Below are 24,427 nucleotides of genomic sequence, written 5' to 3'. Positions count from 1 at the left end.
CCTACACTCACAAAAGACGTTTTCAAATTCATTTTAATGTTCCTGTACTAATAATAGACGTTTTAACATGGACATCTACTTTTAACTTAGCAATTGTTGCATCCGTCAGTTTGTTATTCCATTTTCCTTTGTAATACATTCGGAAATTTTCACTTAGACCAATTGGATCAATCTTCAAACCTTTAAGCTTCTTCAAAAACTCTTCAATGTCTTTACTCAGTTGTTTATCAATATCTTCTTCTAGAATTGCTATACTTTCTGGCGTATTCAATTCATGCTCTCTTTTACCTTTATATTCACTAAGCGTTCCTTTGACATTTAATGAAACAGTTAATTTTGGAGAATCATGGTTTTTATTACTTTTTATTTTTACCTTACTTTCAATTAAATCGAGCATGACTACTTCTTTGCCATTACCTTTATTTAAATCCAATGGTAATGGTGCCAGTTTCTTTTTACCTTGCAATGCTTGAATAATGAGTGCTTCACTTGGTGTTATACTCTCGATCATATGTTTATTTTTGAACAAAGCGACTCCCTTTATCTCGATTTTATCATCGATTTTTTCAATTATTGGTAGGATTGGATCAAATACTGGATTTGTTACTGTGTAGATAAAATCATGAATATTGGTATTCGGATTAAAAGCAGTATTGATACTAGGCAGTAATAAATCATTTAAATAAAAGTTGATATTTGGTTTATCCAGATATTGTCCTTTTAACAAATCTTCTCCACTACCATTAACTACTGCAATAAGTACTTTATTACCAACTTCAGCATCTCTATATAAATTCTGAATCACTTTCTGCACTCTTCCCTTACGTGCATATTCCTCATTAATAAGAACAACACGTAATTGGTTTAATATAACTTTTTTATCTGAAAGTTTTTCTATTTTAACAATTCCTTTAGAAACTAAGTCAGTTTCCACTGAAAATATTTGTGTATTCCGTTGCGCTTCTGGCGAATATTGTGGAATCGCTACGGTTAATTTAGTTGTATCTTCATCTATATAGTCAAATGCCATTATACCAACCATACCTACTTCTTCTAATGGTACTTTTACTTCTTTCTCTGAACAACCTACCAAAAAAAGGAGAACAAAAATAGTAAACATTAAAATAATTTTTCTGTTCATGTTTGCACCTGCTTTTTCCTAAGTAGATATACAATGGCCAAAAAAATCGGCCAAACTAACAACACATATCCAACATAATTGCTTGCTAAAAATAATTTTTCTTGGAATTCTTGAGGAAAAGGCATCTTCACAATCAGGAAAACGATCAGTGCAAGAATGTAAATATAATTTTTCCTTTCTTTAGAGAGTAATGAATCTATCCCTCTCTTCGCACTCCATAAATACACTGTAACTGTAGACAAAATGAGAAAGACCCATAGTGTCATTCCAATAATATCGATTCGTTCAATAAAAGAAAATTCCCCAGCTTTAAACAAATTTAATACTGAAAACTCTACATATTTTAACTGCCATTCAGAAAAATACATTACACTTACTGCAGTAGTTATAAGACAAAGAACTATGCTTATCCAAATTCCTATTAACGCATGTTTATATGCTTTTTTTTGATCTATAATGTTCGGGAAATAAAACATAATTAATTCATAGCCTAAAATTGATAAATAGCCTTTTTTCATCGCATCATAAAATTCCTTGCCATTAAAATTGAATAAAGGAAGAAAATGACTCATTTCTCCTTTTTCCATTGCCCAACGAAGAAAATAAAGCATAGGTATAGTTATAAAAAAAGTTAAGATGCAGAACCTTGCTACAGATCTAATCCCCCCACGCACTATATATACGAGTAATAAAAGAAAAAAGAAAACAGGTGCTGTAATAGTTTGCTCTGGAAGTGCTGTGCTTTGTATAAGATGCATATAACTACTGATAATCCCTGATGTAAAAACCAAAAATTGTAAGACGATAAATAGATTTACACCCTTACCTAACCATTTCCCTAATAATATTTCATTGATCCGAAATAGGTTTTCGTTAGGATACTTACTATTCATCCAAATCATCGGTAATAATGTTAGACTCGCAATTACCCCAAAAAGGATAGGAAAAAGTGTTTGACTATAGCCTACAGCACTCAGTTTTTGAGGTAGCGTGAGTATTCCAGTACCAATCATTACGCTTTGTACCAAAAAGATAACATGGTATCTATTCAAAAATTTCTGTTTATTTGTACTCAACTTAAACTACCTCAATTCTTTTGAAACATTTACTTTTTCTGTGATTTTGAAATGCCCGTCTTACTTTTTAATAATGAAGTCGGAAATCTTATAATACTATCCAACAAATCTGAAGCCTTTCTAGGAATAATGGGTGCCAAATATGGCGTTCCCAAAGATTTTAACCCTTCTAAATGCGTTATTAGCCAAGCAAATGCCAGCATTTGTCCAAACAAACCAAACAAACCTGCAGATAAAATAAAAAAGTAACGAATAAATCTACTTGTATTACTCATTAAAAAAATTGGAGGAAGAAATGATAGTAATGCAGAAGTTGCAACCAATACTACCAGTATATTACTTATTAAACCGGCTTCTACCGCTGCAGTACCAATTACAATACCTCCTACGATACCTATTGTTTGACCTACTTTAGCAGGCATTCGTGATCCAGCTTCCCTTAAAACTTCTATAATTAATTCAATAAACAATACTTCAAAAAGTGGTGGAAAAGGAACTTTACTTCTTGATTCTTGAAGATTCAGAAGAAGTTCATATGGCAGTATCTCCGGATGAAAAGTTAATGCAGAAATATACATTGGTGTTATCATGATTGTTAAGAAAAAACCAAAAAATCGCAGCATTCGAAGTAAAGACGCCGTTGTCCAACGATTGTAATAATCTTCAACAGAGATAAACATTTCAAAAAATGTTGTAGGACAAACGACTGCAGCTTGACTATTATCCATGAAAATAACAATTCTACCATCAATAAGATATCGACTAATACTATCCGGTCGTACACTCATGTAATACTGTGGGAATGGTGATAAAGGATTATCTTCAATTAATTGCTTTAACACGGAAATATCTGTAAATGCAGGATAATCAACTTTATTGATTCGCTTTTTTAAAGTTTCTAAATTCCCCTTATTTACAGTATCCTCCATATACATTATTGAAATTCTTATGTTCGCTTCTGTTCCAATGGTTTGATCTTCATTTTTCAACTTCGGATTTTGAATACGTCTTCTAACTAAAGATATATTTGTCTCTAATGATTCTGAAAACGCATCTTGTGGTCCAATAACCGTTGACTCTGTCATCGTACTCGTTATAGCACGTGTTGGCGCACTATATGTATCAATAGTTAATATTGTATTTGTTTGATGGAAATACAGTAGCGTTTGTCCAGAGTCTAGCTTTGCTGTAACGCCTTTAAGATCAGATGGGTCGATTACTTCAGCTACTTGGTGAATTTGATTTATGTGATTAGCTAAAGGAATAAAAACCATCGATTGAAGCGTCATTTTCTCTACAAGTGATGAGGAATAAATGACAGTAACAACACCTTCATCTGTAGGGATTTTTCTGAATAAAACATCATCTATGTTGCGTGTATTTTTCTTTAAAGTTTCAATGGTTTGCTCAGCCTGATTTTTCGTGTTGTTAGGCTTTTTAATAAGCTGTTCAACTTTCGTGGTACGTACCAATTTAAATTTCAAAAGTACCACACGCCTTTCTTAAATATTTACTTAGTTTGCCCATTTTTTTAAAAATGTATGCCATAAGTTTTTTGGAAACGTAGCTAGACTTTCATACATCCTTTTGAAGTTAGTTCGTAATAATTCAATTCTTCGTTATACTAAAGTAGTAAATTAAGTAGCAGAATACATATTAATTACTAATTGGATGAAATTGTATGAAACCAAAAATGAAGAAAACGGATTTATCAAACCATGTTGATATATGGAATGCTGTTATTAATGTGTTAAGCGGAGATTTTCCTGAAGATGAAAAAATTTATAAGGAAGCCTTTATGGTTTATAACTATTTCTCTGAAATGGATAGTGGTGGTCACGAAAGTTTATTCAATTGGGGATGGGAATACATACAAGAACAAGGGATATCCAAATATATTTCCGATCTCACAGCTAATCTTGAAAAAATTGGTGCCAATAGGTATGGTCGTATTATGAGCGCATATGGCGAAGAAATGTGACGTCTTTTTCTCATTTTGGAGCATGAAGAAATGGATGAAGATGCCTTTACAGAGCTGGAACAAGAATTTTATTCCGTAATTAACAAAGCAAATGATGAGTATTTCAACTTTAAGAATCAATTAGAAAAATTATTAGATGCGTATTTCGTAAGGATACATAACGATCTGTTTGAAGTAATTGAAAACTAGCAGAAATGAATGATAAAACTTTCATCAACAAATACAAAAAGCCAACTTCCCTCTAGAAGTTGGCTTTGCTGGAACATATATGTATGCCCATAACTTATGGAATCGGTTCCCCTCTGTGAACAGTCATCCAATCTATTTTTTATAAACATTCTTTGGCTTTTGCAATTTGAATTTTTACTTGCTCGAAACCAGTACCACCTAATGAGTGACGACGTTGCACAGCTGCTTCTGGTGCTAATACATCGTATACATCTGCCTCGATTAATGAGCTTGCTTCTTGCAGATCTTCAATTGATAGATCTAACAAGTAAATACCACGTTGGATGCAAAGGAATACAAGTTTCCCTGTAACCTCATGTGCTTCACGGAAAGGCATACCTTTTGTTGCTAAATAATCCGCAAGTTCGGTTGCGTTAGAGAAATCTTGATGCACTGCTTTATGCAATGTTTCTTTTGCAACAGTCATTGTACGAACCATTCCTTCGAAGATTTTCAGTGAGCCGACAATTGTATGCAATGTATCGAACATACCTTCTTTATCTTCTTGCATGTCTTTGTTATAAGCTAATGGAATTCCTTTTAAAACAGTTAGTAAACCCATTAAATTACCGTAAACACGACCTGCTTTACCACGGATTAACTCCGCCATATCAGGATTTTTCTTTTGTGGCATAATACTTGAGCCTGTAGAAAACGCATCATCTAACTCGATGAATTTGAACTCCTCACTTGACCACAGAATAATTTCTTCAGCAAAGCGTGATAAATGTGCCATTAAAAGTGAACCATTACTTAAGAACTCAACGATGAAATCACGATCACTTACTGCGTCCATACTGTTTTGATAAACAGCAGAGAAACCAAGTAGCTCAGCACTCATTTCTCGATCAATCGGGAAAGTCGTACCAGCAAGAGCACCTGATCCAAGTGGCGAAATATCAGTACGTTTCAATGAATCTTGGAAACGTTGTTTATCACGTTCTAACATCCAGAAATACGTCATCAAATGATGTGCAAATGAGATTGGCTGTGCACGCTGTAAATGCGTGTAACCAGGTGCAAGTGTATCAATATTATCTTCTGCTTGCGTAACAATCGCTTTTTGGAAAGCTTCTATTAAAGAAATAACCTCTTGCACACGCTTTTTAAGGAACAAGTGCATATCTGTTGCAACTTGGTCATTTCGACTACGGCCAGTATGTAATTTACCACCAACTGGACCAATTAAATCAATTAGCATTTTCTCAAGATTTAAGTGAATATCTTCATTAGCAATTGAGAACTCAAGAGAGCCCTCAGTTGCTTTTTGTTGTAGTTGATGGAGACCATCTTTTATCGTGTTGACTTCATCTTGTGATAAAATGCCACAAGCACCAAGCATAGTAACATGAGCAATACTGCCTTCAAGATCTTCAGTTACAAGCTGTTGGTCAAACCCGATGGATGCCCCGAATTCATCTACCCATTGTTCTGCAGAATTTTGGAATCGTCCGCCCCATAGTTTACCACTCATGCTTGCACCTTCTTTTCTCCTTTGTTTACCATAGAGTTCACTTTTGTTGGAAGACCCCATAGTTCGATGAAACCTACTGCAGAAGCATGATCGAATTCATCATCTTTTGTATATGTTGCTAGTTTTTCGTCATATAGAGAGTTAGGAGATTTACGTCCTTCAACAATTGCATGACCTTTGAATAGTTTCACACGAACTGTACCATTGACAAATTTTTGTGTTTCTTTTAAGAATGCTTCTAATGCAGTTCTTAATGGCGAGAACCATAAACCTTCATAGATAAGTTCAGTTAATTTTTTCTCAATTACTGGTTTGTAATGAGCGATTTCTTTTACTAGAGTAATATCTTCTAATTCTTTATGAGCTAATAGTAAAGTGTGTGCACCAGGGATTTCATATACTTCACGTGATTTAATACCAACTAAACGGTTTTCAACATGGTCGATACGGCCAACGCCATGTTTACCAGCTACTTCGTTTAATTTTAAGATTAAGTCAGCTAGTTTATAAGAAACACCGTCAATTGCTACTGGCACACCTTGTTCGAATTCAATTTCGATAATATCAGCAGTGTCTGGAGCATTTTCTAGTGATACTGTTAATTCGTACGCTTCTTCTGGAGGTGTAGCCCAAGGATCTTCTAAGATACCACATTCGTTAGCACGGCCCCATAAGTTTTGGTCGATTGAGAATGGTGAATCTAAAGAGATAGGAAGTGGAATATTCTTTGATTTTGCGTATTCAATCTCCTCTTCACGGCTCCAAGCCCATTCACGAACTGGTGCAAGAACTTCTAAATCTGGGTTTAATGCTTTAATAGAAACTTCGAAACGAACTTGGTCATTTCCTTTACCAGTACAGCCATGTGCTACAGCAACTGCGCCTGTTTGTTCAGCAACTTCTACTAATTTTTTAGAAATAAGTGGACGAGATAAAGCTGATACTAAAGGATATTTTTGTTCGTACCAAGTGTGAGCTTGAAGAGAGATTAATGCGTACTCTTCAGCGAACTCGTCTTTAGCGTCGATCATGTAAGATTCAATCGCACCAACTTCTAATGCTTTCTTTTTAACGAAATCTAAATCTTTACCTTCACCTACGTCTAAGCAACAAGCTACTACTTCGTAACCTTGATCGATTAACCATTGAATCGCAACTGATGTATCTAAACCGCCTGAATATGCAAGTACTACTTTTTTAGCCATGTGACATTCCTCCGCGTCTTGTATGTTTATACGTTTTTATTTAATATTTATGCACTTATCATAGCATGGAATAAAAATGAATACAAGTGTATTTTCTTGCATTATTAAAAAATATTTAAAGTTTCTAATAAATCCATATAAAACGATTATGAATACTCACAAAACCCTTTTGTGTATAAGAAAAAGAGCTATCCTCAGTAGAATTCTCTACTAGAACAGCTCTCTTAATGAATAAAATTAATTATGCACTCTATGCAGTTTTTTCTGCATAAATCATTATCTGAATACTAATGTCATGAATGATAATTCACACACCAATGTATATTCATAATCATTTTACTTCTTATTAAAAAATCGCTTCCCTAATTTTTCAACTAGAGACGGCGCTACCGCGTATAGTTTACTTGAAATCGCCATATACGACGGTAAATTGACTTCTCTAACATTGCGGCCAATTGTTTTGACCGTCGCTTCAGCTACTTGCTCTGGTGTTAATAAGACATTTTTCATTGCATCACGATATGTAGCAGTTTGATCCGCATGGTCCAAGAAAGGTGTATCAATTGGACCTGGATGGATTGTTGTCACCTGAATATTAAATGGGGCAAGCTCCATACGAAGTGCATTTGTAAAGCCTATGATTGCGTGTTTTGTCGCAGCATAGACTGAAGCTTTCGGTGTTGCTACCTTCCCTGCTTGAGAGCCAATGAAAACAAATTGACCTTTTTTACGTTCTATCATTTGGGGTGATAACGCCTTTGTTAGAATAATAGGTGCTTGAATATTCACATGAAGCATTTGTTCTATTTCAACATCCGTTAAGTCTGTTGCATATGCAAACGTTCCAACTCCAGCAGAGAATATGGCAATATCAATTGGAGGCATTTTTTTTACTAGTTCATGAATACCCTCTATAGGAGAAAGATCAGCTTGAATCGTTTGAATATTTGGAGCAGTAAAAGATTGCAAAGCTTCTAGTGAGCGCCCAGTTGCAATGATTGTATGCCCTTGAGTCGCAAGAATGTCAACTATACACTTACCAACTCCACTTGTCGCACCTGTTACAAGAATGGTTTTAAGCTTGTTCATAAAGATAAACGCCCTTATCATTCATCTTCTCTTTAACAAGTCCTTCATCGATTAAGTAGTCTAACTGACCAATTGTTTCTGATAATGTTAAACCTAATTCTTTCTCATAAGCATATGGGAACAGCTCAATATTCAGTTCAAATGTAGTTTTCGGACCACCTTCTAACATTCCGTACACTTTCATCGCACGCTTATGCTGTTTTTCAAGTCTTTCTTTTACTAGCTCATGTACATTACGAATATCTTCCCCATGACCGCTATAAAGGACATCAATCGGTAAAGTTAATAACTTTTTCAATGAAGCATTTTGCTGTAATAGCGATTTTGAGCGTTTAGCCTTAGGATTAAGAGGTGGCTCAATTAATGGATTAGACGAAACATGGCCAATGAGCAAATCTCCGCCAATCATCGCTTTCTTCTCATTATGCCAAAAAGCTAAATGACTTTGCGCATGACCTAATGTTTCCATCGCTATAAGACCTGGATGTCCTGGTACTTCGTCTCCGTCATGTAAAATGGAGGTTAAAGGGCGAGTGCCTACAAAATCCGTTGATCTTGTCATTTTCTTTACCCAATGAAAATATTCTTCTGGTACGCCTTCTTCCTTTAAACGGTCCATATAAAAATCGAAATGGGAAGCAAGAAATACCGGATCTCTGCGTAGCCAAGCATCATTGTAGACATGACCTAATACTTTTGCGTTTGGAAATGCATCGACTAACCCCATATGATCTGGATGATGATGCGTTAAAATGACTTGTTCTATATCTTCAAAGCGATAGCCCGCTTCTTTTAAACCCAATTCTAATGCCTCATACGCTTCGGGCGTTTTTGTACCCACATCAAAAATTGATAATGCGTCCCCTTTTAATAAATAGGAATTTACAGTCCCTACTGCAAATGGCGTTGGTGTAATAATCTTATGAAACATTTCAAAAACCCCCTACAAAAATGAATAGCTATTCACCTCATTGTACAAGATAAGCTAGAAATCGTCACCTAATAATGTTGACAAAAAATTGTTAAGACACTATACTTGCAATCACATACAAAAAAGCGTAGATGAAGAATAGTACAAATATTGATGGTGTAAAGAGAGTGTGACCACCGGCTGCAAGTCACATGACCCGCTCAATTTTTAGAACCTACTTCTGAGCTGCTATGAAAACATAGCCGTCCCTTAGCGATAATAAGGAGCGAGAGTTGTGCTAAAGTCATTTAGCAAAACAAGGTGGTACCGCGGAAACATGCGTTTTCGTCCTTTTATATAAGGATGGGAAGGCTTTTTTTATTGAAAAAAAACAGGAGGCGACAATTATGCAAACAATTGTATTTGCTGGCGCAGGTTCAATGGCTGAAGCTATGATTCAAGGTTGGGTTAAAGAAGGTGTCGTATCACCCAAAAGCATTCATATTATGAATAAGTCCGATCGTCAAAAACTGAATCGTATCGCTAATGCACATGGCGTACAAATTGTTTCTGACAGTCGCGATGTTGTAAAAGTTGCAGATTGCATTATTTTAGCTATGAAACCGAAAGACGTTATAAAAGGAATGGAAGCTTTAGCTCCCCTCCTTCAAGAACATACAGCTGTCTTATCCGTCGTTGCAGGTATTTCCATTGCAACGATTGAAAATAGTTTAGGAAAACGACCAATTGCCCGCGTTATGCCAAACACTTCAGCTACAATCGGCATGTCAGCAAGTGGCGTATCATTTAATGAACGAATCGATGCAAGTTTAAAACAAGAATTTATGACAATGTTAGAAGCAATAGGAACTGTAATAGAAGTCGAAGAAGATAAACTACATGCGGTAACAGCTGTCTCAGGCAGTGGTCCAGCATATTTATACTATCTAGTCGAAGCTTTCGAACAAGCTGGCGTTAAGTACGGTTTATCACGTGAAGTCGTACGCTCACTTGCCGTTCAAACAATCGCAGGTGCAGCTGAAATGTTGAAACAATCTACAGAAGAACCAACAGAGCTACGTAGAAAAGTAACAAGTCCTGGTGGCACTACAGAAGCTGGCATTAAAGCGTTAGAAGAAAATCACTTCAAAGACGCGATCATGGCATGCATTCATGACGCTGAAGCGAAATCACGCGAATTAGCACAAAGTGAATAAAGGCTCGAAAGAAACCCTGTAAAAGCTTGGATTTATCATGCTTTTACAGGGTTTTTTTATCAAAATCAAATTGACTTACCTATTTAAAATTACAAGTTCCCCACCCAATAACCTCCTGAACATTTAAGCAATGCTAAGCATATAATGATTAATGTAGGTTTATTAAAATGTAAATTAATTACAAGTTTTATTTAGAAAAAGATTAAATGAATTGAGGTACATGAATGAAGATTAGTTTTTTAACTCCAGCTTATAATAGTTCTGAATGGATTTTAACTATGTTAAATAGTATTCCGAAAGAATATGCTTATGAAATTATAGTATGCAATGATGCCTCTACAGATAATACACTAGAAATTTTAGAGGAATATAAAAAAACTTGCCCTCAATTAAAGATATTAATAAATGAAACTAATATTGGAGCAAGTGAAAGCTACAATCGATGTATTGCTGAAGCAACTGGGGATTATGTAGCTATTATAGATAGTGATGATTGTTACGTACCGACAATTAGTGATGTCTTAGCACAAGTCGATGGAGAATATGATATTTATTATTACAACATGATCACTAGAAACGGCAAAATAGTTGAAAAAGCACATACTGACGGTTATCAATGGCCAGGACAATTTAAAATAATTAGAAGAACTTTTATAGGGGATGCAAAATTCACAACTCAAAGTGAGTTTGCTGGTGATTGGGATTTCAATGTAGCTTTAGTGAATAAAATACCAAAATGTAAATATACCGGTCTAGTTGCCTATTGGTATAACTTCCCTAGGGAAAATTCAGAATCTGATCTGCATTTAAGAGGACTAAAATAGTGTTGTAAAATTTCTAAACCTTCACACACAAATGAGAGGTGTGGTGATTTCATTTTATGTTTAAAGATAAAACGTTGCTTATAACTGGTGGTACTGGATCATTTGGAAATGCAGTATTAGAACGTTTTCTTAATACAGATATAAAAGAAATTAGAATATTTTCAAGGGATGAGAAAAAACAAGATGATATGCGTACTTTATATAAGAATAATAAAATCAAATTTTTCATTGGAGACGTCCGTGATATAAGCAGTTTAAATAATGCTATGCATGATGTAGACTATATTTTTCATGCGGCAGCACTTAAGCAAGTCCCCTCTTGCGAATTTTATCCAATTGAAGCCGTAAAAACGAATATACTCGGAACAGAAAATGTATTAACTGCAGCTATATTAGAGGGGGTTAAAAAGGTCATATGTCTGTCTACAGATAAAGCAGCTTATCCTGTAAATGCAATGGGAATTTCAAAAGCGATGATGGAGAAAACCTTCATTGCTAAATCTAGAACAGTCACCTCTGGAAAAACATTGATTTGTGGCACTAGATATGGCAATGTTATGGCTTCACGCGGATCAGTTATCCCCTTGTTTCTAGAACAAATTAAAACTGGCAAACCAATAACGATAACTGACCCTAAAATGACCCGCTTCATGATGAGCTTAGAAGAAGCAGTGGAGTTGGTTTTATATGCATTTCAAAATGCAGACAATGGTGATATTATGGTCCAAAAATCGCCTGCTTCTTATATAGAAGATTTAGCAAAAGCTCTTATAGAATTATTTGAAACCAATAGTGAAATTAAGACTATCGGAACTCGGCACGGAGAAAAGATTTACGAGGTTTTACTTACGAAAGAGGAAGCTTCAAAAGCTATTGATTTAGGAAGTTTTTATAAAATCCCAGCAGATAACCGAGATTTGAATTATGGCAAATATCTTGATGAAGGATCTCCTAAAATTACGTTATCAGATGAATATAACTCGAATACTACAAAGATACTTTCAGTAAAAGAAATAAAAGAGAAATTATTAGATCTGCAATATATTCAAGATGAGCTACGCAACTGGAATGGAGGAAAAAATTGAAGTTTTTAGTTCTAGGTGCAACTGGAATGGCCGGTCACACAATCGCTTTGTATTTAAGTGAAAATGGTCATGAAGTCACTGCCTTCTCGAGAACAGCATTCCCCTATTGCAATAACATTCTTGGAGATATTAGTGAAAGTTCTTTGTTAAAAGTAATCTTATTAAAAAATGACTATGATGTAATCATTAATTGCGTTGGCGTTTTAAACCATTTTTGCGATGAAGATCCATCAAAAGCTGTCTACTTGAATAGTTACTTACCACACTCTATCGTAGATATCATAAAAGACAGCCAAACTAGACTAATCCATATGAGCACTGACTGTGTTTTTTCTGGAAAAGCGGCACCATATACTGAAACTAGTATTCATGATGGTGAAACTTTTTATGATAGAACGAAGGCTTTAGGTGAAATCAATGATCACAAGAATTTGACCTTTAGGAATTCTATCATAGGACCCGATACGAAAGAAGACGGTATAGGTTTATTTAATTGGTTTATGAAACAACAAGATACGATAAACGGTTACACTGGCGCTATCTGGACTGGTGTTACTACGCTTACTTTAGCAAAAGCAATGGAAAGAGCAGCTATCGAAAATGTAACTGGTCTATATAATTTAGTTAACAATACAAGTATAAGTAAGTTTGATTTATTGAAGCTATTCAATGAAAAACTGAAAGAAAATGAACTAAATATTTTACCGTATGAGTCACTTAAAGTGAATAAAACATTAATTAATAACCGAAATGATTTTTCATTTGCCGTACCTAGTTACGAAAAAATGGTTTTAGATATGAAAGAATGGATTGTAACCCACCGAAATTTATATCCTCATTATTTTAGATAAGTTGATTTTGTACTACATATAAGACTTACTGATTAAAACATACTTAATTAGCAACTACTTTATACCCTCTCATAATTACATCTCATAAATAGAGACTCTTACTATCCTAAGTCAATGTGCTAACTTTTGTCAGCATATCAACTTAGGATAGTTTTTTTGTATTCCTAATTATTGAACTTGTCATTGAATTTATGGCACATAATGATAATAGTAAAGGCAATTTATTTCCAATATTAGTAATTTAGTTCTTATCAATTTATTCTTTAGATAGAATACCCGTTCTTTCTATCCGCTTTTTGTTCTGACTTTTAGCATATTTAATTGCCACCAATTGGGGGATTAAATTAATTACACTCACTACTACTAAAAAACGAATTGAGCCAATGGGCTTAAAATAACCATCCCAAGCGTCAATATTTATCATCTTGCTGTTAAAATAATACGAAATAATGAATGATAAAATATTCCCTATGAGTACGGCTATTGAGTTATTAGTCAAGCCTCCAAAAAAAGCTAATATTATTGATATAACAAGTAACAATAAATAACCCTTCATTGAGCTACTGTTAAAGTCTTGAAACAAAGAAAAATATGCATAGGGAAAACTAAATAAACAAATAATCAAACTATAAACTACCACTTTTTTCATCATTAATATCCTCCTAGAGATTGCGTTCAAACCATTAAACAAATAACAAACACCCTTATAGTGTAATAATACACTATAAGGGTGTTTTATGTAAATGACTATTGGAATTAATTTTACAGTATTTTACTCATGTTATACCAAACTTCACCACCATGCACTGAGTTAGAAACGCCATCATTGTTGTAGCCTTGCTTTTCGTAATAGCCGATTAATTCTTCTTTACACGTTAAAGTAATGGTCTCACGTTTGCTAGTTGCTGCTACTTTCTCTAGATGCACGAGTAGTGCTGAAGCAATTCCTTGTTTTTGGTATTCTGGGGAAACTGCTAAGCCTAATATACTTTGATGTCCACCAGTTGTTGGGTTTTGCTTTATTGAACTGAATAAGTCATCGGTTATTTCAGGTCGCTCAATTACAGGACCATTTATCAAACCAACAATTGTTCCGTCTATTTCTGCTACATAAAAGCTGTCAGTGATCAATTGAATTCGTTTTTCGAACGCTGCTTCTGTTGCTGCTTCTTCTTGTGTAAAGCACTTATTTTCAATCGACACAAGTTCAGGTAAATCTTCTAATTTCACATTGCGTATTTTCAACATATTAATTTCTCCTTTATAGTCCTTAAAAATTTATCAAAAAGGTTTAATTCACTTTTATTAATAACACTTTCCTTTTTCCTACTCCAGTTTTCATCTGCACTATGTATAGTTTCCAGAACATGAAACACTTTTATCCCTGTCATGTTCAGCAACTGATTCAACTGATTAAAAGCATCTTAATAAAACCCCTAATGAGCACAAAATTTTAATAAACCTTGTTCAACTTACATTCCTGTTAGTTGAAGTAAAACATTTCACAATCTTCTTAGATAAGTACCAAATCCCTTGTTCAATATACAATTTTACCGCTAAGTTCTTTTCTTGAAGTAGTGGGGGTGAAATTTTAAAAATGTACAAGGCAATCTCGCGCGAGACTGCCTTTCCGTTTACATAATATTATTGGAAGTGAAATGAGCTTACAAATCCAAGCTGTTGATGATAGCTAATATTTGATGATTTGTCCATTTACCATTAATCTTTAGATTTTCTTTAGCAATACCTTCTTTTTTAAACCCTACTTTTTCTAATACACGAATTGATGCTATATTGTCAGGCATAGCTCCTGCTTCAATTCTATGTAGTTTTAACTCGCTAAAAGCAAAGTCTACAACAAGTTGAAGAGCTTCTGTTGTATAACCCTTTGCATTATACTCCTTATCTAAAGTAAATCCCGTATAACAGCTTTGGAGGTCTCCCCTAGCAATTTGAGTTAACGAAATTTCTCCGATAAGTTTATCAGTTGCTTTTAAAAAGATTCCAAAAGCATATAATTGCCCTTCATCTATTTTTTTTAATGCCTGTTCAATGCGTTTTTTTTGATGTCCTTCTGTATAAAATGCTTCTGAGAGTAATGGACTAACTCGTTGAAAAAATTCCCGATTTCTAGTATGTAAGTTAGCTAACTCGCCGGCGTCTGAAGGTTTGAAAAATCGAAGATAAATTTGTTGCCCTACTAGCTTCATAAAATTCCTCCAATATCTTTAATATCTTTATACTAGCATTATATTCTAATTAGGAAAAAGTATGATGTATATCCTATTCAAGACTTGTTCGAAGTACAATATTTCATGATCTTTCTTTTGGAATAAGAAAAAGGCAATCTTCATCTTGAAAATTCCACCTATCGGCTAAACAATTAAATAAATTCTTTAAATACGCTTTTTTTAATTTCGTTCCATTCTGTATAAATAATACTAAAGTAAACATCATCTCTACTTACTCCTGATGAATCAATATAATTTGCTCTAAATATACCTTCTTGAGTAGCACCTAACTTTTTTATTGCATTTTGTGAACGAGTGTTTTCTATATCTGCACTAAACTGTACTCTTCTAAAATTCATAACTTCAAACGCATATTTCAATAGTTCATATTTACAAGCCATATTTAATCCAGTTCCTCTAAAATGTTTGCCATACCAAGTCCACCCAATTTCTAAACGCTTATTGTCAAATTGGATATGACCATATCTTGTTGAACCAGCAATTTTATTTGTCCTCTTATCAATCACTAAAAAAGGATATGAATTGCCTAACCTTCTTTGACTAACTGTATCATCTATGTACTTTTTCAAATCCTCATCATTTTTGCATTCTACTGAAAAATAAAGGTCTTCATCATAAATGATTTGTTTTAATTGGTCTTTGTATGCTTCTTCAAAGGGCACTAATTTAACTCGATTATTTTCTAATATTATTTGTTGTTCGTAAAATTTTCCCTTCATGTTGAATCCCCCTTTTTCTACTCTACCAATCACCATTTTACCATAAAAAGCCAATAATATTATTAAACTACTATGCCCCGTTAGTTGAAAAAGAAAAAAGAGCCGTCTATACAGCTCAATAATCTTTTGCCATAGCCCCCGTTGAAGAAGAAAAGAAAACCTTACTTAAGAATCGCTTTAACTTATGATATGATCCTCCATCCTAATTTTTTAATATTATTTGATCATAAGAATTATCTATATTGCGGTCCTGTCACATCCCCATCAAGCTAAGCTTTTGAAATTACCCAAAACTCCAAAATAAAGAAAGTTGTTTTATGGTATAATTGTTATAAGTTTACATCTCATTATCTATGTTCTACGTTAACGGGTTGGGTATGACAATTCATTCCCTTGCTGACGACTGACGAAAACTATTTTTTTGGGGGAGGATGCTCTTATGAAAAAGATAATTGGATTAAGTTTTATTCTATTTGCTGGAATTACATTATCCGGATGTTCAGATATAATAGAAGATTCTTTAGATTCAAGTGATAGAGCCGCTATTGAAATTGCTACTAAACAATCAACTGGAAACGGAAGTATTGAATTATTAACACCAACGATTACAACAAAAGATAATCAATTAGAATTTATGACTGAGGGAATTGATGAAAATAAAGTAACCTTTATTTTTGTTGCCAATAAAAAAGTATTTGAACAAAAAATAAAAAATGATGAATCTTACAAACTTGACATTAATGGTATCAAAGATGCTCATAGGACGGACTACAAGCCAAAAGTTCAACTTTTGCAAACTATAGATGATACTGAAGATGGAGACATAGTAACCTTTAAACAGGTTAGATATACAGTAAAAAAAGATTAGTTTTATAGTTATTTAATTCCCACCCTAATGAAAAATTATTGAAATATATTTCTCCATTAGGATGGGAACACAATAATGGTCCTACTCCATATTGTAGTAAAGCACACGTTAGTGCAATAAGAAAAAGCTCTACTCCTTATTGAAGTAAAGCCCCCCTTAGTTGAACATCATTCATAATTAAAGCCTCCATAGCTTCTAAGTAATCTTCGAATGTTATATTCTCCCACTCAGCACTATTAGATTGTAAATCTTTTCTCAAGTGATTAATGTATCAAATTTAATCTTCTCGACTCTTTATATTTTCTAACCTTTCATATAATTGACCTCATTGAAATTTCACAAAAACAAGGCCCAAATCAGAATCTAGACGGTTATGCGCAAATGGATTAACAGTTGTATCCTCACCTATAATACTCTAATTAGGTTGGTATCCACTTACAACGTGACGCAATCCAAACCGCATAAACAATCTTGTAATGAAGCATCAGTAAAGAATAAATTACAACTCCAGTTTATACAATAAGAATTAACTCAATGTTGTATGCAGTCCAGACAACTTTTCTTTTTAAAAACTGCCTTCTCAAATACTAAAGGCAGTCACAGTTCTCTAAACCCTCAATTCGAAGACAAGTTCTTGTTATTAAAGGCTAAATATTTGGCGTAATGAATCGAGTTTCTTGCTACGTCTAATTCACCATTAAATATTATTGGGATTCCAGGCCGCCAATTTACTTCAAATAACCACAATCTTTGGTTTTCATCGATTCCAACGTCGATTCCTAACTCATCGAGTGGGAAATCATCGTATAATGAATCAAAATGGTTAGAAAAGCTTAATGAAAAATGCTCAAGTGATCTTTTGACATTAAACCAGTCATCATTAAATTCTTTTTGTAAAAAATGATCAAGATAAGCAGTATAACCCCCACTACCTAAATTAGATGTAATACTGCCCAAAGGTCCTATCCGAGGGTATATTGATGTTATGACCCATTTCCCTTCTCCATTTTTTTGTACATGCAAACGGAAATCGAATACATGGCCTGATTTTATCTGACATGAAATAAACCTTTGAACTATATATTCTTGTTCCTGAATTTTAAGTAACGTAAAGTCTATTAACTCTTCTTTCGTATAAATTGAGATTTTGCCTGAGTCATTAATTTTGAATTTATCATCTTCTTTTTCAATGAAAAGGATGCTCTCTCCTTGGTGGCCAGAAATAGGTTTCATAATGATTTTTGGATACAGATTAATCATGTCCAGTAAATCTTTGACATTAGTTAGTTCGAGTGTTGGAATCAGGTATTGTTTAAAATCCTCACCTTCATTAATCCTTTTATGGACACTCAATTTATCTCCGATTGAATGACTAGTAAATGGTATCCTCTCAGATAAATAGTCGAAGGTTTGCTCTGCTTTTTCACCTAATGGATAACTTGCATTATAAATGACATCTGGAAATGGATATTCCTTGTCAATCCACACACCATTTTCATAATACTTACCGATAATTTTTTGGTTTTCAATATCAACTTTACCAGGTGTGAAGTAAAAAAATTCCACACCTTCAGCTTTAGCCACAACAGAATAGGCATAGGCCTTCTTTACTTTCTCAGGTTCTGCTCTATGATGCAGCATTCCAATTAAGATCATATTTTTCCATCTCTCCTTAATAAAAGATACAATTCTAAGAAAATTATTAGAAAAGACAATCCAGTATTCCTCTTTTTATGAACACTTATATCCTATATTATTAATTTATGATTTTGTCAGTACACTTAAAAAGATACATGCAAAATAAACCCAAAAGCATGCATTCCAAATTCCAATCAAGTTTGTTAAATATTTTAAGATGCTTAGTAAGACCGAAGGATCAAAGATTCGATAAGGCTATTTCGTTTTTATTCCTAGCACTTTTGTTCAACAATGATACTTTGACGATCTATTAATTTAGGGCTGATACACTGAATACCGGAAAATTCTTGTATGGATACAATCACTTTAATATTCGTTTTTTCTAATCGGTAAGGAATGTGTATGGTGTCTAAACAATTTCCTTCTATATCAAATGGACGTAATAATGATAGAGCGACATTCGAGTCAATTAAATCCTCAATACGGAAAAAACAAGTTCTAAATAGGGATTGTGAGGTCGTAGTACCAAAGGTAAAATAAGGTTCAGCAGTTGCTGAGGAATATAAAATAAATGGGATGGTTTCCTGAAGTATACCGCGAAAGATTGGTAATTTTGCCTTGTTTTGAGTTTCATAAATCTTTTCCAAAGTAGGTTTCAGATTACAAACGGACTCTTCTTCTTCTTTTTTTTCATGTCGGTCGTCTATCATTTTTTATCCACTCCAATTAGATAGGTTCAATATAAAAACGGATTTCCTTTGCAGCTTCCTTAGCAATCCTTATTGCTTCTTCTTTATTTTCTGAAGAAGCCAACACATATCCATAGCGATCGCCCATAGATAAAGGTGGATGTAATACCTTCCCTTTTTTAGGCTTAATAAATACTTCCTCCACACCATCTTTCCGAGAACAACGATTTTTTCCTGTCACCTTTATTAAAGTACCTGTAGATTCACTTGTTAAATATTGTGCAAATACAAATCTTTTGTATTTTTTTTCAAGATTAGGCTCTTGTCCTAAAAAAATCTTTATGGTTTCTTCAACTAAATTAATTCCATAGGCAGTTTCAATTATTCGATTCATTGCTCCCCCTGATATCCGAGGGTTTATTTCAATAAGTTTCCATTCATTACCAATTAATCGCATTTCTAAATGGCAAGATCCATTATTCAAATTAAACCGTTCCAGTACCAAACAAACGGTTTCATAGATTTTATTGTAAAGGGCTATGTCCATATCTCCCAACAAACAATAACCAGTAACAATAAAACGGTCGAAAAATGTTATTTCTTGTTCAAGGACAGCAATAATATGAACTTTTCCTTTGTACACACAAGCTTCAATCAAATATTGAGGACCCTCTAAATATTCTTCAATTAATAACTCTCTGTTCCCTTTCTTAAATAAAGCATTAATGGATTGTTCTAATTGCTTGTCATCTTTGGCAAATAAAACATCTTTAGAACCGGTTGAAACGGGGGTTTTTACTATGAGAGGAAATAAACCTTTTTGATTATCGATAAAATCTTCTAAGGAATCATCTTTTTCAAACTTCGCAAAATAGGGGGATACCGGAAGATCTTTTAAAAGTTCACGAGTTGAAAGCTTATCTTCCATTTTCTCAAAAGGTTCAGGGGTCACTGCAGTTAAATCAAATTCTTTTGACAGCTTTGCAGCTACATTGACATAAGGATCAATAAAACTCAAAATAGCTTCTATTTTTTTTCCTTGTGCTTGTATTGCTCTTATATCTTCTTTTAACAAATTATGATTCCTCAATTCAGTCAGAACCATTTGGTGAACTTCGGGGAAATCAAGTCTGTTTTCAAGGAACTTTTTCCTATCGGTTAATAATATAGTAAAAAAACCTAGCCTTTCAGCAGCCTTTAATGCCTCTCTACTTGAACCGGATTTATTACTACCTATAAAAATAATCGTTTTCATAAATTTGCTTAACAACCTTTCTAGTGTCTTTATTGGCATTTTAGTCTTTAAAATTAGTATATTCAAAGGCGACTTGATTTTTTAGGTCAAATTAATTATGGATAAATAATATATAATTGAAATAATTAAAACTCTACTTTTACATATCATTCAAAGTCTGATGCGGCATGAGAAAAGCGAAGCCACTCGGATTTATGCCCAATTAAGTGGAAGACTTAGAAAAGAGTTTTATCAAAAATACTTCTAAGTAATAAAGGACAACGTCTATACGACGCTGCCCTTTTTACTAATGCCTCCGTTAGTTTTATAAAAACAGAAACGCTTTTTAAACAATCGCGCCCGTTTGTTGAAGCTATTTATGTTCAATTTTACACACCACTTTTTTCAGCTATATTATATTCAAAATATCTTTAGGCGCATTTAACACATAATCTGCCGATTCAAACCCAATGGTTGTTTTAGAACCCCATAAAGCAAGGGCAAACTTCACCCCAGCACTATTCGCACATTGCATATCATATATTGAATCACCAATGTATATTGCTTCATTTTTAGTAGCATTCAACCCCTCTAAACAAACTAATAGAGGTTCAGGATGTGGTTTGTGATTTTCGGTATCATCTACACAAATAGTGTGTTCAAAAAAGGAACTCAATCCAAATGGTTCAAATTCATCAATTAATTCTTGCTTTGTTTTAGATGTTACAATACCAGTTCTGATGGGACTTTCTGATAATACTTTAATAATTTCTTTTATATCCTTAAACATTTGTACTTCATGGGAAAATTCTAATACAATCTGCGCCCACTTTGGATGTACACGTTCCACGTCAATTACATTCAGTCTTCGTAGTGTTTCTTTTCCCGGTATTCCCAAAGCGAATCTTAAATCCTCTAATTGATAATCTTTGCCTTCTTCCCTCAGGACTTTTTGTAGAGATTTTAATATAGCTTTTTCTGTATCTAAAATGGTTCCATCCACATCAAAAATCACACATTTAAACAATTTTATCCCTCCTTAAAATGGCCTGATTCGATTGTTGAACACAAGTTAAACAATCGAATCAGGTCCGTTAGTTAGCATAAAGACCGTAATCTTCACCCATACATTAATAATCTAAATAATTTTGGTTTCCGCCCTTTATTTAATTCTACATTTTCCTATTCAACCCTTCTTATTCAATTAAACTGCCCCGTTCGTTAAAAAAATAGCTACCTGAACAGCTCAGATCTTCTACTAAAGCCCTCGTGAGTTGAAGAACTTCCAAACGAATATCATCTCATAACTATCATTATCAACAGAGTTATTTAAGCTTAGTCAAAACTTATTATTAATTAGTTTCATTAAAGTCTAATTCCAAACAGCATACTGCCATATATTATAGATAGGTTACTCTGTTAGGAGGTGAGTATATGCCACTTTTTTCACCAGTTCCAAGAAGATCCTTTCCTCCAAGAAATAGACAAGTATTTGGCCCTCCTTATCAGGGACAACAGTTTGGCTCTCCTTATCAAAGACAACAATTTAGAGCCCCTTACCAAGGACAACAGTTTGGCTCTCCTTATCAAGGCCAACAATTTGGAGCCCCTTATCAAGGACAACAGTTTGGCCAAAATTACGACAATAGAAGGAACCCATCTTTCATGTCCCCTAACAATTCATCTCCAGGTATTTTAGGAAACCTGCCGAACCACCTCAACACAATTATGGGTCACGCCGGTACCATAAGGAATGGATATAATATGATGAGACAATTAGGATCTTTTATGAGTTTGTTTAGATAGTGAAAAGCCGATGTTCTCTTATATTTGGGACATCGGCTTTTTCTAATAATGCTCCTATCAATACAGCCCCCATCATATCAACTCGTCCAATACTATTAGAATACTTCTCGTACCCCTGAAATCTTCCTCTTCTGCTAATACATTATCGTTCTTCCTGAAAAAAAGTCTACTAATCAGAAAAAATACACATTATAAACATTTTCCTTATTAAACTAAACTGCCCTGTTAGTTCAATAAAGAAAAAAGAGCTGCATATGCAACTCAGTGATCTTTAATTAATGCACCCTTTAGTTTAAGTGAACATATTCACAATATTATATTTCTATTGTAGCATGACAACAATCTCATTAAATTTTAGACCTTATAAGTGTATAACCCCATCCTAAAAATAGGACAGGGTTATACATAAATTAATGTCGTTTAGTATTAGATTACTGCTGTATTATCTGAATAAGGTTGCCGCATGTATCGTCGAAGACAGCTATTGTGACCTCGCCCATTTCTGTCGGCTCCATAGTAAACTTCACGCCTTTTTCCTTTAATCGTGTGTACTCTTTTCGAACATCTGCAACGCCAAACATTGTTGCTGGAATCCCTTGGGCAATTAAACCTTTTTGATACTCTTTTGCAGTCTGATTGTCATTCGGTTCGAGTACAAGCTCGGTACCGTTCTGATCATCAGAAGAAACAAGCGTTATCCACCTAAACTCTCCGGCGGGAACATCGTGTTTTTTTACAAATCCGAGCGTTTCTGAATAAAACTCCAGTGCCTTGTCTTGATCTTCTACGAATAAACTTGTAACTATGATTTTCATACTGTTTTTGCCTCCTTTGATTTTTACGATGTACGGGGATCTGCTAACAATCTGGCTGTAAGCAAAACAACCCACACCTTCGTTAGAAATCCTGTTCCTATGATGCCTATTTTTACAGATCCATTCAAAACACACTCAGTGACTTCATCCTCTTTTTTTTCCCTTACTTACGTCTGCGGGCTAACTACTTTGTTTCTTGTCTACATTATAAAATTACTTAATCCATCCTTTGCACAAGTCTTTAAGTGGTTCATTGTTGAACCTAAGTACTCGATATTTCCCCTTTCGTTGTGATTTTACAAGCCCTGCATCTTCCAATACAGAAAGATGTTTAGCTATCGCTTGTCGCGAAATAGTTAGGTTGTGCTTCATAATGAGACGTGCCGTTAATTCATACAACGTTAGCTCGTTGCTTTCGGATAGTTCGTTTAATATCAGTCGCCGAGTCGAGTCGCTGAGTGCTTTGAATATAGCGTCTTTGTCCCACATACATAAATTATAAGTAACCTTTTCTAATTAATGAACCCCAGTTATTAATTCATTTTTAATAGTGTACAGGCAATTCAAGTAATGGTTTTATAGCTTTTAATCTTCAACTAACCTGCTCCGATAGTTGAAGAAGAAAAAGAGCTGTCTGAACGGCTCAAAGATCTTCTTACTATAGCACCCATTAGTAAATAAAGAATGTTTATTATTTAAAGACTTTTTATAAATTTTGTTACATTCCCCATACAGCAACTACCCTGAGGGTTATTTACCTCACAACCACATAGATTTTCTTTAACATTTAGACGAATGTGTTCCAATGGCATTGAACCAACTCCATCTTCAACATACTTTGTAATTTTTTCTCTTGTCCAATCAAAACAATAGCAGACGGGAACAGTAGGAGAATTATCTTTTTGGAAAACAGAAACCTTGACTTTTGATGTTGAGTACGTATTTTTATCTGTATCAAAGTACACAACATCACAATCCTCGGTTGAACAAAAGTAATGAGTTAAATCTGGATTCAATGTATCTAAAACTGTCGGTTTCAGACTTGATTTCAAAGTAATTATTTTTACTTTTTTACCTTTTGAAATGCAGGCTGGACATAACTCAGAACCAATACTTTCAACGATTTTTTCATTTGTAACACAGCAATCAGTCATTTTCGCTGCCCCCAATTTCGATTTCTCAAATATGTAAATTGTAACACCACTATTGAACTAACCTGCCCTGTTAGCGGAATAAGCCAAGATTGAATCTCATTAATCGTTTTTATTCTTATCGTCCACATTATTTCTATTAGGTTGAACAAGCCAAATTACGAATAGAAAAAA

General features: G+C 34.1%; 27 protein-coding genes and 1 other annotated feature. Of the genes, 8 read left to right on the top strand and 19 right to left on the bottom strand.

Annotation, left to right across the window (positions count from 1 at the left end):
• Positions 1-28 precede the first annotated feature (28 nt).
• From MHH85_RS08565 to MHH85_RS08555, 3 genes are read right to left on the bottom strand one after another with little or no spacing between them, the layout of a single operon-like run.
• Complete coding sequence (locus MHH85_RS08565) at positions 29-1,141, bottom strand: Ger(x)C family spore germination protein (protein ID WP_340706693.1); 1,113 nt, start codon at positions 1,139-1,141, stop codon at positions 29-31.
• Positions 1,138-2,217, bottom strand: coding sequence for a GerAB/ArcD/ProY family transporter (locus MHH85_RS08560; protein ID WP_340706692.1), 1,080 nt, complete (start codon positions 2,215-2,217; stop codon positions 1,138-1,140). Before MHH85_RS08560 ends, MHH85_RS08565 begins: the two co-directional genes overlap by 4 nt.
• A 29-nt stretch (positions 2,218-2,246) precedes the next feature.
• Complete coding sequence (locus tag MHH85_RS08555; protein WP_403979113.1) at positions 2,247-3,710, bottom strand: spore germination protein; 1,464 nt, start codon at positions 3,708-3,710, stop codon at positions 2,247-2,249.
• A 188-nt stretch (positions 3,711-3,898) separates the two neighbouring features.
• Here MHH85_RS08555 and MHH85_RS08550 point away from each other — a divergent pair, with 188 nt between their 5' ends.
• On the top strand, positions 3,899-4,198 hold the full coding sequence (locus MHH85_RS08550) for a hypothetical protein (protein ID WP_340706690.1): 300 nt from the start codon (positions 3,899-3,901) through the stop codon (positions 4,196-4,198).
• Between the two features lie 30 nt (positions 4,199-4,228).
• The gene (locus MHH85_RS08545; protein ID WP_340706689.1) at positions 4,229-4,387 is read left to right on the top strand and encodes a hypothetical protein; all 159 of its coding nucleotides are present in this window, start codon (positions 4,229-4,231) and stop codon (positions 4,385-4,387) included.
• A 139-nt stretch (positions 4,388-4,526) separates the two neighbouring features.
• On the opposite strand, the gene argH is transcribed toward MHH85_RS08545, so the two are convergent.
• From argH to MHH85_RS08525, 4 genes are all read right to left on the bottom strand, one after another.
• A complete protein-coding gene (argH, locus tag MHH85_RS08540; RefSeq protein ID WP_340706688.1) occupies positions 4,527-5,900 on the bottom strand; it encodes an argininosuccinate lyase in 1,374 nt (457 codons plus the stop codon).
• Positions 5,897-7,105 (bottom strand): argininosuccinate synthase, encoded by a 1,209-nt coding sequence (locus MHH85_RS08535; protein ID WP_038182061.1) that lies wholly within the window; start codon positions 7,103-7,105, stop codon positions 5,897-5,899. Before MHH85_RS08535 ends, argH begins: the two co-directional genes overlap by 4 nt.
• Before the next feature lie 336 nt (positions 7,106-7,441).
• Complete coding sequence (locus MHH85_RS08530) at positions 7,442-8,194, bottom strand: SDR family NAD(P)-dependent oxidoreductase (RefSeq protein ID WP_340706687.1); 753 nt, start codon at positions 8,192-8,194, stop codon at positions 7,442-7,444.
• Positions 8,181-9,125 carry an MBL fold metallo-hydrolase gene (locus MHH85_RS08525; RefSeq protein WP_340706686.1) on the bottom strand — a complete coding sequence of 315 codons (945 nt, stop codon included), beginning with the start codon at positions 9,123-9,125 and terminating at the stop codon, positions 8,181-8,183. Before MHH85_RS08525 ends, MHH85_RS08530 begins: the two co-directional genes overlap by 14 nt.
• A 119-nt stretch (positions 9,126-9,244) precedes the next feature.
• Positions 9,245-9,460: a binding site (T-box leader), on the top strand.
• A 51-nt stretch (positions 9,461-9,511) separates the two neighbouring features.
• Here MHH85_RS08525 and proC point away from each other — a divergent pair.
• The 4 genes from proC (at position 9,512) to MHH85_RS08505 (ending at position 13,081) form a co-directional block, all read left to right on the top strand.
• The gene (gene proC, locus MHH85_RS08520; protein ID WP_340706685.1) at positions 9,512-10,321 is read left to right on the top strand and encodes a pyrroline-5-carboxylate reductase; all 810 of its coding nucleotides are present in this window, start codon (positions 9,512-9,514) and stop codon (positions 10,319-10,321) included.
• 224 nt (positions 10,322-10,545) lie between these two features.
• Positions 10,546-11,145 (top strand): glycosyltransferase family 2 protein, encoded by a 600-nt coding sequence (locus tag MHH85_RS08515; RefSeq protein ID WP_053415508.1) that lies wholly within the window; start codon positions 10,546-10,548, stop codon positions 11,143-11,145.
• A 56-nt stretch (positions 11,146-11,201) separates the two neighbouring features.
• Positions 11,202-12,230 (top strand): polysaccharide biosynthesis protein, encoded by a 1,029-nt coding sequence (locus MHH85_RS08510; protein ID WP_340706684.1) that lies wholly within the window; start codon positions 11,202-11,204, stop codon positions 12,228-12,230.
• Positions 12,227-13,081 carry an SDR family oxidoreductase gene (locus tag MHH85_RS08505; protein ID WP_340706683.1) on the top strand — a complete coding sequence of 285 codons (855 nt, stop codon included), beginning with the start codon at positions 12,227-12,229 and terminating at the stop codon, positions 13,079-13,081. The genes MHH85_RS08510 and MHH85_RS08505 overlap by 4 nt, the downstream gene beginning before the upstream one ends.
• Before the next feature lie 256 nt (positions 13,082-13,337).
• Here MHH85_RS08505 and MHH85_RS08500 read toward each other — a convergent pair whose 3' ends face one another.
• The 4 genes from MHH85_RS08500 to MHH85_RS08485 all read right to left on the bottom strand — a co-directional run bounded on the left by MHH85_RS08500 (position 13,338) and on the right by MHH85_RS08485 (position 16,052).
• A complete protein-coding gene (locus MHH85_RS08500) occupies positions 13,338-13,733 on the bottom strand; it encodes a hypothetical protein (RefSeq protein WP_340706682.1) in 396 nt (131 codons plus the stop codon).
• A 110-nt stretch (positions 13,734-13,843) separates the two neighbouring features.
• Positions 13,844-14,329 (bottom strand): GNAT family N-acetyltransferase, encoded by a 486-nt coding sequence (locus MHH85_RS08495; protein WP_340706681.1) that lies wholly within the window; start codon positions 14,327-14,329, stop codon positions 13,844-13,846.
• A gap of 416 nt (positions 14,330-14,745) precedes the next feature.
• Entirely contained in the window at positions 14,746-15,291 is a 546-nt protein-coding gene (locus MHH85_RS08490) for a GNAT family N-acetyltransferase (RefSeq protein WP_340706680.1), read from the bottom strand.
• Between the two features lie 173 nt (positions 15,292-15,464).
• Positions 15,465-16,052, bottom strand: coding sequence for a GNAT family N-acetyltransferase (locus MHH85_RS08485; protein WP_340706679.1), 588 nt, complete (start codon positions 16,050-16,052; stop codon positions 15,465-15,467).
• 439 nt (positions 16,053-16,491) lie between these two features.
• On the opposite strand from MHH85_RS08485, the gene MHH85_RS08480 reads away from it, so the two are divergent.
• On the top strand, positions 16,492-16,920 hold the full coding sequence (locus tag MHH85_RS08480) for a hypothetical protein (protein ID WP_340706678.1): 429 nt from the start codon (positions 16,492-16,494) through the stop codon (positions 16,918-16,920).
• Between the two features lie 136 nt (positions 16,921-17,056).
• Here the strand turns inward: MHH85_RS08480 and MHH85_RS22270 are convergent, their stop codons facing one another.
• The 5 genes from MHH85_RS22270 to MHH85_RS08460 all read right to left on the bottom strand — a co-directional run bounded on the left by MHH85_RS22270 (position 17,057) and on the right by MHH85_RS08460 (position 21,508).
• Positions 17,057-17,179 carry a DUF7660 family protein gene (locus MHH85_RS22270; RefSeq protein WP_445684108.1) on the bottom strand — a complete coding sequence of 41 codons (123 nt, stop codon included), beginning with the start codon at positions 17,177-17,179 and terminating at the stop codon, positions 17,057-17,059.
• 356 nt (positions 17,180-17,535) lie between these two features.
• On the bottom strand, positions 17,536-18,576 hold the full coding sequence (locus tag MHH85_RS08475) for a YheC/YheD family endospore coat-associated protein (protein WP_340706677.1): 1,041 nt from the start codon (positions 18,574-18,576) through the stop codon (positions 17,536-17,538).
• 254 nt (positions 18,577-18,830) lie between these two features.
• A complete protein-coding gene (locus tag MHH85_RS08470; protein WP_340706676.1) occupies positions 18,831-19,268 on the bottom strand; it encodes a CotY/CotZ family spore coat protein in 438 nt (145 codons plus the stop codon).
• A 16-nt stretch (positions 19,269-19,284) separates the two neighbouring features.
• Positions 19,285-20,502: an ATP-grasp domain-containing protein gene (locus MHH85_RS08465; protein ID WP_340706675.1), complete on the bottom strand. Its 1,218-nt coding sequence runs from the start codon at positions 20,500-20,502 to the stop codon at positions 19,285-19,287.
• 388 nt (positions 20,503-20,890) lie between these two features.
• The gene (locus MHH85_RS08460; protein WP_340706674.1) at positions 20,891-21,508 is read right to left on the bottom strand and encodes an HAD family hydrolase; all 618 of its coding nucleotides are present in this window, start codon (positions 21,506-21,508) and stop codon (positions 20,891-20,893) included.
• 407 nt (positions 21,509-21,915) lie between these two features.
• On the opposite strand from MHH85_RS08460, the gene MHH85_RS08455 reads away from it, so the two are divergent.
• A complete protein-coding gene (locus MHH85_RS08455; protein ID WP_340706673.1) occupies positions 21,916-22,287 on the top strand; it encodes a hypothetical protein in 372 nt (123 codons plus the stop codon).
• 431 nt (positions 22,288-22,718) lie between these two features.
• On the opposite strand, the gene MHH85_RS08450 is transcribed toward MHH85_RS08455, so the two are convergent.
• From MHH85_RS08450 to MHH85_RS08440, 3 genes are all read right to left on the bottom strand, one after another.
• Positions 22,719-23,102, bottom strand: a complete 384-nt coding sequence (locus MHH85_RS08450; protein WP_340706672.1) for a VOC family protein — start codon at positions 23,100-23,102, stop codon at positions 22,719-22,721.
• Positions 23,103-23,315: 213 nt separating this feature from the next.
• Positions 23,316-23,591: an ArsR/SmtB family transcription factor gene (locus tag MHH85_RS08445; protein ID WP_340706671.1), complete on the bottom strand. Its 276-nt coding sequence runs from the start codon at positions 23,589-23,591 to the stop codon at positions 23,316-23,318.
• Positions 23,592-23,797: 206 nt separating this feature from the next.
• The gene (locus tag MHH85_RS08440) at positions 23,798-24,256 is read right to left on the bottom strand and encodes a putative iron-sulfur cluster-binding metallochaperone (protein ID WP_340706670.1); all 459 of its coding nucleotides are present in this window, start codon (positions 24,254-24,256) and stop codon (positions 23,798-23,800) included.
• Positions 24,257-24,427 lie beyond the last annotated feature (171 nt).

It is taken from the genome of Viridibacillus sp. FSL E2-0187, assembly GCF_038006425.1.
Taxonomy (GTDB): domain Bacteria; phylum Bacillota; class Bacilli; order Bacillales_A; family Planococcaceae; genus Viridibacillus; species Viridibacillus arvi.
Note: the sequence above shows the minus strand (reverse complement) of the source record. Positions and strands in the feature narration are given on the sequence as shown.